Source organism: Cellulomonas sp. NPDC057328 (assembly GCF_042667215.1).
Lineage (GTDB): Bacteria > Actinomycetota > Actinomycetes > Actinomycetales > Cellulomonadaceae > Cellulomonas.
Window position 1 is genome coordinate 20,090 of the sequence record NZ_JBHUZW010000043.1, and the last position, 10,235, is coordinate 30,324.

General features: G+C 77.1%; 11 protein-coding genes. 7 read left to right on the forward strand and 4 right to left on the reverse strand.

The features are described 5' to 3' along the window. Nucleotides 1-115: 115 nt before the first annotated feature. Nucleotides 116-961, reverse strand: a complete 846-nt coding sequence (locus tag ACFUMH_RS09850) for an ABC transporter permease subunit (RefSeq protein ID WP_378204084.1) — start codon at nucleotides 959-961, stop codon at nucleotides 116-118. Beyond that, nucleotides 958-1,893, reverse strand: coding sequence for an ABC transporter ATP-binding protein (locus ACFUMH_RS09855; RefSeq protein WP_378204087.1), 936 nt, complete (start codon nucleotides 1,891-1,893; stop codon nucleotides 958-960). Before ACFUMH_RS09855 ends, ACFUMH_RS09850 begins: the two co-directional genes overlap by 4 nt. Before the next feature lie 251 nt (nucleotides 1,894-2,144). On the opposite strand from ACFUMH_RS09855, the gene ACFUMH_RS09860 reads away from it, so the two are divergent. After that, complete coding sequence (locus tag ACFUMH_RS09860) at nucleotides 2,145-2,327, forward strand: hypothetical protein (RefSeq protein ID WP_378204090.1); 183 nt, start codon at nucleotides 2,145-2,147, stop codon at nucleotides 2,325-2,327. Between the two features lie 9 nt (nucleotides 2,328-2,336). On the opposite strand, the gene ACFUMH_RS09865 is transcribed toward ACFUMH_RS09860, so the two are convergent. Continuing rightward, the gene (locus ACFUMH_RS09865) at nucleotides 2,337-2,843 is read right to left on the reverse strand and encodes a MarR family winged helix-turn-helix transcriptional regulator (RefSeq protein ID WP_378204093.1); all 507 of its coding nucleotides are present in this window, start codon (nucleotides 2,841-2,843) and stop codon (nucleotides 2,337-2,339) included. 119 nt (nucleotides 2,844-2,962) lie between these two features. Here ACFUMH_RS09865 and ACFUMH_RS09870 point away from each other — a divergent pair, with 119 nt between their 5' ends. Then, nucleotides 2,963-3,793, forward strand: coding sequence for an alpha/beta fold hydrolase (locus ACFUMH_RS09870; protein ID WP_378204096.1), 831 nt, complete (start codon nucleotides 2,963-2,965; stop codon nucleotides 3,791-3,793). Nucleotides 3,794-3,882: 89 nt separating this feature from the next. Here ACFUMH_RS09870 and ACFUMH_RS09875 read toward each other — a convergent pair whose 3' ends face one another. Then, on the reverse strand, nucleotides 3,883-4,980 hold the full coding sequence (locus ACFUMH_RS09875) for an NADH:flavin oxidoreductase/NADH oxidase (protein ID WP_378204099.1): 1,098 nt from the start codon (nucleotides 4,978-4,980) through the stop codon (nucleotides 3,883-3,885). A 236-nt stretch (nucleotides 4,981-5,216) separates the two neighbouring features. Here ACFUMH_RS09875 and ACFUMH_RS09880 point away from each other — a divergent pair, with 236 nt between their 5' ends. The 5 genes from ACFUMH_RS09880 (at nucleotide 5,217) to ACFUMH_RS09900 (ending at nucleotide 10,181) form a co-directional block, all read left to right on the forward strand. Beyond that, nucleotides 5,217-6,653 carry a SpaA isopeptide-forming pilin-related protein gene (locus tag ACFUMH_RS09880; RefSeq protein WP_378204102.1) on the forward strand — a complete coding sequence of 479 codons (1,437 nt, stop codon included), beginning with the start codon at nucleotides 5,217-5,219 and terminating at the stop codon, nucleotides 6,651-6,653. Then, complete coding sequence (locus tag ACFUMH_RS09885; protein WP_378204105.1) at nucleotides 6,650-7,435, forward strand: hypothetical protein; 786 nt, start codon at nucleotides 6,650-6,652, stop codon at nucleotides 7,433-7,435. Before ACFUMH_RS09880 ends, ACFUMH_RS09885 begins: the two co-directional genes overlap by 4 nt. 145 nt (nucleotides 7,436-7,580) lie before the next feature. Beyond that, a complete protein-coding gene (locus ACFUMH_RS09890) occupies nucleotides 7,581-8,249 on the forward strand; it encodes a hypothetical protein (RefSeq protein ID WP_378204108.1) in 669 nt (222 codons plus the stop codon). 191 nt (nucleotides 8,250-8,440) lie between these two features. Further along, nucleotides 8,441-8,932, forward strand: a complete 492-nt coding sequence (locus ACFUMH_RS09895) for a GNAT family N-acetyltransferase (protein WP_378204111.1) — start codon at nucleotides 8,441-8,443, stop codon at nucleotides 8,930-8,932. A gap of 145 nt (nucleotides 8,933-9,077) precedes the next feature. Next, nucleotides 9,078-10,181 carry a hypothetical protein gene (locus ACFUMH_RS09900; RefSeq protein ID WP_378204114.1) on the forward strand — a complete coding sequence of 368 codons (1,104 nt, stop codon included), beginning with the start codon at nucleotides 9,078-9,080 and terminating at the stop codon, nucleotides 10,179-10,181. Nucleotides 10,182-10,235: the final 54 nt, after the last annotated feature.

A 10,235-nucleotide genomic window follows, 5' to 3' on the forward strand; every position in this document is an offset into this window, starting at 1 on the left:
GCGTCCGCGACCGGCACCAGGTCCTGCGACGGCGCGGCGTGCGCGACGAGGACGAGGTCCTGCGGCACGGCGGGGCGGACGTCCGCAGCCACCCGCCCCGCCGACGTCCCCGTGCTCACGCGTCCCGCCGGCGCAGCAGCACGGCGGCGACCGCGACGGCGCCGACGGCCCAGGCGAGCATGACGCCGTAGCCCGTCCACGGGGGCAGGTCGCTGGTGACGGACGTGATGACCGACCCGTAGGCGTCGTTGGTGACGAGACGCGCCCCGGCGCTCGTCGGCAGGTACGCGGCCGCCTGCTGCAGCGGCTCCCACGGGATCATCCCGAGGCCGTTCTCGACGACGAGCATGAGGCCGAGGACGACGGTGATGCCCGCGGCGCTGCTGCGCACGAGCGCGCCGATGCCGAACGCGAGCCCCGTCGCGGCGGCGAGGAACAGCGGGGTGCCGCCCAGGATGCGCACGTCGTCGGGGTTGCCGAGGTCGACCGGCATGCCCCCGTCGGCCAGGGACGGCGCGGCGGCGGCCCAGCCCGCGGCGACCATGACGACGCCCGCCACGAGCGCCGCCGCGACGGTGACGACCAGCTTCGCGAGCAGCGCGGGGACGCGGGTCGGCGCGGCGGCGAGCGTCGACCGGATCTGCCCCGTCCCGTACTCGCCGGCGATGCTGAGGACGCCGAACGTGCAGAACGCGAGCATCGCGAGCGGGATGCCGGCGACCGCGTAGGCGGAGCCGAGCCGCTCGGGGTCGGGGTACTCGCGGGCGATCGCGCTGACGCTCGACGACTGCATCGCGGCGAACGCCACGCCGAGCACCACCCCGACGCCGAGGGTCCACCAGGTCGAGCGCAGCGAGCGGAGCTTGACCCACTCGGCCGCGAGCAGCCGGCGGAACGTGACGGGGTGGACGGTGACGCGGCTGCGCGTCGGGCTGCCGGCTGTGGTGGTGAGCGTGGTCATCGGCGGCCTCCTGCGGCGGCGTGGGGCGTGGTGGAGCGGTACTCGACCGCGTCGGCGGTCAGCTGCATGTAGGCGTCCTCGAGGGACGTCTCGACGGGCGCGAGCCCGTGCAGCACGAGCCCGGCGGCGGCGGCGACGGCCGCGATGGCCGGGGGCGTGCTGCCGGTGACCTCGAGCAGGTCGTGCTCGAGGGACGTCACCTCGACGCCCGGGTCGCGGACCAGCACCGCGGCGAGCTGCGGCGCGGACGGCGTGCGCACGTGCACGGCGCTCGACTGCGCGCGGGCGACGATCTCGCCGACGGGCGCGTCGGCGATGACGCGGCCGCGGCCGACCACGACCAGGTGGTCGGCGGTCAGCGCCATCTCGCTCATCAGGTGCGAGGACAGGAACACCGTGCGGCCCTCGGCGGCCAGCCCGCGCAGCAGGTGGCGCACCCACAGCACGCCCTCCGGGTCGAGGCCGTTGACGGGCTCGTCGAGGATGAGCGTCTGCGGGTCGCCGAGCAGCGCGGCGGCGATGCCGAGGCGCTGGCCCATGCCGAGCGAGAACGTGCCGACGCGCTTGCGGGCGACCGACGCGAGACCGGTCATCTCGACGACGTCGTCCACCCGGCGGCGGCTGATGCCGTGCGTCGCGGCCTGCGCGAGCAGGTGCTCCCGCGCCGGGCGGCCCGTGTGCACCGCCTTCGCGTCGAGCAGCGCCCCGACCTCGCCGAGGGGCGCGCGGTGCCCGGCGTACCGCGTGCCGTTGACGGTGACGGTGCCGCTCGTCGGCCGGTCGAGGCCCACGATCATGCGCATCGTCGTCGACTTGCCGGCTCCGTTGGGTCCGAGGAACCCCGTCACCGTGCCCGGCCGGACCGTGAAGGTCATGCCTTCGACGGCCGTCCTGTCCCCGTACCGCTTCGTGAGCCCCGTGGCCTCGATCATGCGTCCTCCTCGTTCGGTGTGCCTCGAACGTAGGAGCGGGCGGGGAGGCGCCGGGACGCCCGTGCGGACCACATCGGCGGCGCGGCGCCGTACGCCGTGAGGATGACCTCGTCATCCGTCGGGGCGCCGGGTGGATCCGCGCCGAGGGGTCGAGTTCTCACCCCGACGTGCCGATGGGGAGGTGTACGCAGCGCCGTCCTGGTCCGCTCCTCACCGTGAGCAGGACGGCACCGGGAGGGGGAGCCATGGCCGTGACGACCGTCGCAGCGGAGCTGTGGGACGGGCCTGCGTCTGAGCCCGTGCTGACGACCGTGCGCGTCCCCGTGCCGTGCGTCGCCCGGCCCGGCACCACGCTGTGGCACCTCGACGGGCCGTGCCGCTGCTTCGTCGGCGGACCGCCGCCCGAGTTCGCGCCGAGCACGGCGCGCGGCTGACCGGAGGCGTCAGGCGGTCGCGTCGCCCGCGGCCCCGGCCGCGTCGCCGGACGTCCCGGCTGCGTGCCGCGTGGCCGTCGCCGTGACCGTGGCGAGCAGGCGCGCCAACGTCGCCATGTCGTCCGGCTCGAGGCCGAACGCGGCGCCGATCCGCGCGGGGACGTCGCGCGCCTGCGCGCGAAGAGCGGCGCCCGCTTCGGTGAGCGAGATGGTGACGGACCGCTCGTCGTCCGCGCGCCGCCGGCGCTCGACGAGCCCGCGCTGCTCGAGCCGCTTGAGCAGCGGCGACACCGTCCCGTAGTCGAGCCGGAGGCGCTCGACGACCTGGCGCACGGGCTGCTCGCCGCCGGTCCACAGCACCACGAGCACGAGGTACTGCGGGTACGTGAGCCCGAGCGGGTCGAGGGCCTGCCGGTACACCGACGTCATCGCGCGCGACGCCGAGTACAGGTCGAAGCACAGCATCGTCTCCAGGGCGATGCCGTCCGTTCCCGCCGCCGTCGGCTCGGTGTTCACGGGTCCATCCTACGCTCGCGATTGACGCCCGCCATTAAGTTGTGCACGATGGACTTGTGCCCACCGAAAAAGGCGGGACGATGCCGGGCCAGGAGCCCGCGAGCAGAGGGAGCAGGGACATGCCGTATATCACCAGCACCGTCACCGACCAGCCCGTCGAGCTCTACTACGAGGACCACGGCTCGGGGCAGCCCGTCCTGCTCATCCACGGCTACCCGCTCGACGGGCACTCGTGGGAGAAGCAGACGGTCGCGCTGCTCGACGCCGGCTACCGCGTCATCACGTACGACCGCCGCGGGTTCGGCCGCTCCACCAAGGCCACGCAGGGCTACGACTACAACACGTTCGCCGGCGACCTGAGCACGGTCCTCGAGACGCTCGACCTGCGCGACGTCGTCCTCGTCGGCTTCTCTATGGGCACGGGCGAGGTCGGCCGCTACCTCGGCACCCACGGCTCCGCCCGTGTCGCGAAGGCCGCCTTCCTCGCGTCGCTCGAGCCGTTCCTGCTGCAGACCGACGACAACCCGACAGGCGTCCCGCAGACCGTCTTCGACGGCATCGAGAAGGCCGCGCGCGAGGACCGCTACGCCTGGTACGACCAGTTCTTCGCGGACTTCTTCAACACGGACGAGTTCCTGGGCAACCGCCTGAGCGAGGCCGCGCTGCGGGCGAACTGGAAGACGGCCGTCGGCTCGGCGCCGTGGGCCGCCTGGGCCGTCGTCCCGACGTGGCTGACGGACTTCCGCGACGACGTCGCGAAGGTCGACGTGCCTACGCTGATCCTGCACGGCACGGGCGACCGCATCCTGCCGGTCGACGCCACCGCGCGGCCGTTCCACGCGCTCCTGCCTGACGCCACCTACGTCGAGATCGAGGGTGCGCCGCACGGCCTGCTCTGGACGCACGGCGCCGAGGTCAACGAGGCGCTGCTCGCGTTCCTCGCCGCCTGACGCCCGGCCCAGCACGACGACGCCCGCACCGGTCCGGCCGGTGCGGGCGCCGGCGTGGTGGGGGCTCGTCGTCGCGACGTGCCGCGTGGTCAGCGCAGGAGCGTCCCCGCACGCCCGTACTGCTCCGGCACGGCCGGCTCCACGCCCAGCTCGACGGCCGCGCGCAGCGGCCAGTACGGGTCGGCGAGCAGCGGCCGGGCGAGCGCGACGGCGTCGGCGGAGCCGTCCGCGAGCAGCGCCTCGGCCTGCACGGCGTCGGTGATCATGCCGACGGCGACCGTCGGCACGCCCGCCTCCGCGCGGATCCGCGCCGCGAACGGCACCTGGTAGCCCGGGCCGGTGGGGATGCGCACCGACGGCAGGTTGCCGCCCGTCGAGACGTGGACCATGTCGACGCCCAGCGGGGCGAGGTCGGCGGCGAGCCGCACGGTGTCGTCGGCCGTCCAGCCGGCGGGCTCGACCCAGTCGGTCGCGGACACGCGCACCAGCACGACGACGTCCTCGCCGACGGCCGCGCGCACGGCCGTGACGACCTCGCGCACCAGGCGGGTGCGGTTCTCGAACGAGCCGCCGTACGCGTCCTCGCGGCGGTTGCTGTCGGGGGAGAGGAACTGGTGCAGCAGGTAGCCGTGCGCGGCGTGCACCTCGACCACGTCGTACCCGGCGTCGACCGCGCGGACGGCGGCGTCGGCGAACGCCCGCACGACGTGGGCGATCTCGTCGGTGGTCAGCGCGCGCGGCGCGGGCGACTCCGCGGAGAACGGGACGGCGCTCGGGCCGACCGTCTCCCAGCCGCCCTCGTCGGTGCCCAGCGGCGCACCGCCGCGCCACGGGGCGTCCGTGCTCGCCTTGCGCCCGGCGTGCGCCAGCTGCACGCCCGCCTTCGCGCCCTGCGCGTGCGCGAGCGCGGTGAGGCGCCGGTGCCCGTCCGTCTGCGCGTCGTCCCACAGGCCCAGGTCGAACGGCGTGATGCGGCCCTCGGGCGTCACGGCCGTCGCCTCGGTGATGACGAGCGCCGCCCCGCCGACGGCCCGCGAGCCGTAGTGCTGCACGTGCCAGTCGTGCGGGACGCCCGCCGCGGGCCCGGTCGGCTCGGCCGAGTACTGGCACATCGGCGCCATCCAGACGCGGTGCGGGAACGTGACGCCGCGCAGCGTGAGCGGCGTGAACAGGGCGGGCGTGGTCATCGGGGTCCTTCCGGCTGGGCAGGCGGCGCGTGAGCGACCGCCGCGGTGGTCAACCGCCGGGCGGGCGCCGCTCTTCCGCCCGGACGGGCCGAGCGGGTGACGTGTGACGCGACGCACGCCCCGATCGGGGGACGTCCCTCGTCCGGCCGCCCGTGCGCGCCGATGACGCCGGTGCGGCGCACGCGTGCGCGCCGTCCGCCTGGCACGCCGGCGGTCACGAGAGAACGAGGCCCCCGGTGCGACCTGCCCGCCCCACCACCGTCGCCGGCCCCGGCCGGGCCCGCCGCGCGACCGCCGTCGTCGCGCTCGGGACGCTCGCCCTCGTGGGCGCCGCCCCCGCGGTGGCGGTCGCCGCCGCGCCCACCCCGACGCCGGACGCGACCGCACCGGCGGCCGGCGCCGTGCCCCTGCCCGCGGAGGACCAGGTCGACCAGGTCCCCGCCGCGCCGGGTCTCGACGCGGCGCACGACGAGCCGTCCCCGGACCCGTCCCCGTCCGACGCCCCGACCGAGGAGCCGTCCGACGAGCCCACGCCCAGCCCGTCGCCGACCGGCACGCCGGGGTGCCCCGAGGTCGTGACCGCGTGCTTCGGCACGGGCAAGGCGTACGCCGAGGTGTCGTCGCAGGACGGCGCGCCCCTCGCGGGCGCGGTGCTCGAGCTCGACGTCGCGGGCACCGACCCCGCGCCCGAGTGGACCGGCACCACCGACGCCGCGGGCGACGTGCCGGGCTGGTACGAGCTGCCCGCGGGCGCGACCGCGACGGTCCGCGTGGTGTCCGTGCCGGCGGGGTCGATGGTCCTCGGCGCGACGTCGCAGACGGTCGGCCCGTGCGTCGCCGCGACCGAGGAGACGCCCGCGGACTGCGACCTCACCGCGTCGTTCGAGCTGACGCGCGCGTACCGGGTGCTCGACGTGGTCGTCGCCGACGACGCGGGCGCGCCGCTGCCCGGCGCGACGTTCGAGCTGTGGGGCGCCGCGCCGGCCGCCGAGCCGCCCGCCCAGGTCCCGGACGAGCCCGCCGACCCGTCGCCGACCGACGACCCGACGCGGGGGTCCGACGACGACCACGACCACGACCACGACGACGACCACGACGACGACGACCACGGCGACGAGGACGACCGGGACGGGCACGGCCACACCGGCCCGGGCCGCGGCCACGACCACCACGACGACGACGCCCGCGGACGCGTCGCCGCGCAGGCCGCAGGCGACATGGCGGCCCTCGCGGCGCCCGTGCCAGCGGGCCGGGTGCTCGTCGCCACGGCCACGTCCGACGCCTCGGGCCGCCTGTCGTTCGGGCGCGTCGCGCCCGGCACGTACGAGCTGCGCGCCACCGCCGTCCCGGCCGGGTACGCGCTGCCGACGTCGACGGTCCCGGTGACGCTCGACCAGGTGCTCGCCGCCGCCGACGCGCAGGCACCCGTCGCCGTGCGGGTGCCGCTGCGCGCGGTGACCCCGCCCGGGGCCGGCGCGCCCGCGGCACCGCCGGCCGCGTCTGCCTCGCCGGCCGCGGCGGCCGCACGGACCGCCGCCCGCACCGGCGCCCTCGCGGCGACGGGCTCGCCGGCCGGTGTCCTCGGCGGTCTCGCGGCCGGCCTCCTCGCGGCCGGGCTCGGGTCCGTCGCGGTGGCCCGCCGGTCGTCGCGCCGGGCGTCCCAGCGCGCGTGAGCACGTCGACGCTGCCGGGCCGGGTCCCGGTGTGGTGGGTGCGTCAGGTGCGCCGCCCGGCCGACGCGCAGGGCCTGGGGCCGGCCGCGGGCAGCGGCGCGGCGAGCGGCGCGGGCCACGCCGGCACGGTGGTCGTGCACGGCGTCGCGACCGACGAGCGCCCGGACGGCACGGTCGTCGACGTCGGCGGGCTGCCCGCGGGCGCGGCGGTCGCGGCCGGGCGCATCGGGCGCGTGACCATGCGGGCCGGGTCGCTCCAGCTGCTCACCGTCGAGGCGCTCGGCGAGCACGCGGCCGACGCACCGCGGCTCGTCCTCGTCGAGCGGGTCCGGCGCGGCGCCGACCCCGTCACCACCGAGCTCGTCGCGTTCGCGCACGAGCACGTCACGGCGCGCGCGGCCGCGCTCGGCGCGTACGTCGCCGCCGGCACGGTCGTCACGCAGGCCGACGCGGCGCGGCTCGGGCTGCGCTCGGCGGACCAGGTGGGGGCCCTGCGCTGGTGCCCGTCGACGGGGCAGGTGCTCGAGGTCTACGTCGCCCCCGCGCACCGGCGGCGACGCGTCGCGATGTTCCTGCTGCTGGCCGCGGAGGGCACGTGCGCCGCGCGCGGCTGGCCGCACCTGTGGGGCGACGGGGTGCGCACCGCGCTCGGCGAGGCGATGCTCCGGCGGCTGCGGTACGGCGTCGGGCGGATCGGCGCGCTCACGCGCCTGGCGCCGCCGATGACCCCGCCGTCGGACGCGGTTGGCGTGCCGCGGCGGCTGCTCGAGCCGGTCGACTGACGGCTGACGGCACGGCACGGGGCGCGGCGGCCCGCGGCGCGCCCCGCGCGGTCGCGTCGACGGTCCGGGTGCGGGCCGTCCGGCCGCGTCGTACGGTCGCGCCAGCGCCGTCGGCCCCCTCGGCGCGCGAGCGTGAGGAGCCGACGTGACCACGACCCCGGCAGCGGTGGACGCACCGGACGAGGAGGCGACCGTGGGACGTCCGGTCGACCAGGGCGCGCCGCCGGCCGGTCCGCGGGGTGCGCTCGCCGCGCTGCTGCGCGGGCCCGGCGGTGCGGTGCGGGTCGTCGGCGTCGTGTGCGTCGTCGTGGCGCTGGCCGGGCGCGGGCCCGTGGACGCGGCGCTGTTCTCGCTCGTGCTGGCCGGGCTGGTCGTGCCGGTCGTCGGCCGCGTCGGGCCGGGCCTGGACGCCGCGTACGGCCTGGGGCTGCTCGCGGCCGCGTGGTGCGGCGCGCTCGGCCTGTACGAGCAGGTCGCCTGGCTCGACGTCGTGATGCACCTGGTCGTCACGGGCCTCGTCGCCGCGGTCGCGCACCTCGTCGTGGCGCGGCGGACCGGTGCCGTCGTCGACCCGACCCGCCCGGCACCGGGCGTCACGCGGGCCGCGTCGGTGGCCGTGACGGCGTCCCTCGGCCTCGCGCTCAGCGTGGCGTGGGAGGTGGGGGAGTACCTCGGCAACGCGTACGTCGACCCGGAGATCTACGTCGGGTACGCCGACACGATCGGCGACATGGTGATGGGCGGCCTCGGGTCGGCCGTCGCGGGCGTCCTGCTGCTGCGCGGGGCGCGTCGCCGGGACGACGCCACCGCCTGAGCCGGCCGGCGGCCCACCGACGCGCGGTCCGCACGGGCGGCCGTGCGCCCGCGGGCTCGCCCGTGCCACGATCCGGCCACCGCATCGCATCGCACCGCACCGCACCGCACGCGGGACCGGACCGGCGCGGACCGGACGGGACCGGACCGCGGCGCGCCGTGCCTGCCGCCGCCCACGCCAGGAGGAGACCCGTGACCGCGACCGCCGCCGTGACGATCCGCCGCGACGACCCCCGCCGCGCCGACGTGCTCGCGCTGCTGGAGGAGCACCTCGCCGACATGTACGCGACCTCCCCGCCGGAGTCGGTGCACGCGCTCGACCCCGGTGCGCTCGCGGCGCCGGGCCTGACGTTCTGGACGGCGCGGGACGACGACGGCGCGCTGCTCGGCTGCGTCGCGCTGGCGGAGCTCGCGGACGACGACGGCGAGCTGAAGTCGATGCGCACCGCCACCGCCGCGCGCGGCCGCGGCGTGGGCGGCGCCCTGCTCGCGCACGTGCTGGCCGAGGCGCGCGCCCGCGGCTACCGCACCGTGCACCTCGAGACCGGCACGCAGGACTACTTCGCGGCGGCCCGGCGCCTGTACGAGCGCGCCGGGTTCGTCGTGTGCCCGCCGTTCGGCGCGTACGTCGAGGACCCGCACAGCGTGTTCCTGCGCCGCGCGATCGAGGCACCGCCGGCCTGAGCGGCGCGACCGCCGCGCCGCGAGCCCACCGGATCACCCGGGCGAAAAGGGGCACAACCCGTCGAACCGGGCGCGCGCGCCTCGCGACACTGGCCGCGCAGCGCCGGTCGCCGACGTCCGGTGCGCACCGACCCGGGGGAACCTCATGCGCGTCTCGTCCGTCGTGCCCGCCGTCGCGCTCGTCGCCGCGGCCGCCGTCCTCGCACCGCCCGCCCACGCCGCCCCGCCGCCCGTCCCCGGCTGCGGCGCCGTCCTCACCTCCGACGCCCGCCTCACGGCCGACCTCACGTGCCCCGGCGGCACCGGGCTCACGCTCGCGGCCGGGGTGACGCTCGACCTCGGCGGGCACGCGCTGCGCGGCGACGGCACCGGGACGGGCGTCCTCGTGCCCGCGTCCGGCGACGTGACGATCCGGCGCGGCACCGTCGCGGGCTGGGGCACGGGCGTGGCGTCCCCGAGCACCGGCTGGGAGGAGGACCACGACGGGACCGTGACGGTCGAGCGCGTGCGGTTCGAGGGCAACGGCGCGGGCATCGACGGCACGTCGCGCATCGCCGGGCCGACCAAGACGTACGATGTGGACCGGTCGGCGTTCGTCGACAACGGGACGGGCTTCTCGGCGCTCGTCGGCCACGCGCTGCTGTCGCGCAGCACGTTCACCGGCAACGACCGGGTGGTGGGCCTCGACTCCGGCTACGCGCTGCTGGAGGACTCCCGGGTGAGCGGCAACGGCACCGTCATGGCGTGCTACGAGTCGGGCTGCGACATCCGGCGCAGCACCGTCGAGGACAACGGCACGGTCGTGGACGCGGCGTTCATGACGTGGGTCGAGGTCCTCGACAGCACGCTGCGCCGCAACGACACCGTCGTCGTCAACCACGGGCCGTACGGGCTGACGACCGTGGAGCGCAACCGGGTCGTCGACAACCGCGTGGGCGTCGACGCGGGCGGGACGTCGGCGCAGGTCGTCGACAACACGTTCCGCCGCAACGACGTCGCGGTCACCGCACCCGCCCCGTGGGACCCGGCCCAGGTCACCGTGACGGTCGTCGGCAACCGCTTCCGCGACGGCGGCGACGGCGTGCTGGTGCCCGAGGGAGCCGTTGAGCTCGGCGACAACGAGGCGGTCGGCAACAGCCGCTGGGGCATCCACGCGCCCGACGCCGTGGACCTCGGCGGCAACACGGCACGGCGCAACGGCAACGAGCCGCAGTGCGTCGGCGTCGTCTGCGGGGGGCCGCGCTCCTGACGGACGCCGCTCGCCAGGAACGGCGCGCGGGCCGGGACGCGGTGCGCGTCCCCG

Bases quoted from the DNA above. Each gene is read 5' to 3' on its own strand.
- ACFUMH_RS09850 (WP_378204084.1), bottom strand. From the start codon at position 961: ATGACCACGCTCACCACCACAGCCGGCAGCCCGACGCGCAGCCGCGTC.
- ACFUMH_RS09855 (WP_378204087.1), bottom strand. From the start codon at position 1,893: ATGATCGAGGCCACGGGGCTCACGAAGCGGTACGGGGACAGGACGGCC.
- ACFUMH_RS09870 (WP_378204096.1), top strand. From the start codon at position 2,963: ATGCCGTATATCACCAGCACCGTCACCGACCAGCCCGTCGAGCTCTAC.
- ACFUMH_RS09875 (WP_378204099.1), bottom strand. From the start codon at position 4,980: ATGACCACGCCCGCCCTGTTCACGCCGCTCACGCTGCGCGGCGTCACG.
- ACFUMH_RS09900 (WP_378204114.1), top strand. From the start codon at position 9,078: ATGCGCGTCTCGTCCGTCGTGCCCGCCGTCGCGCTCGTCGCCGCGGCC.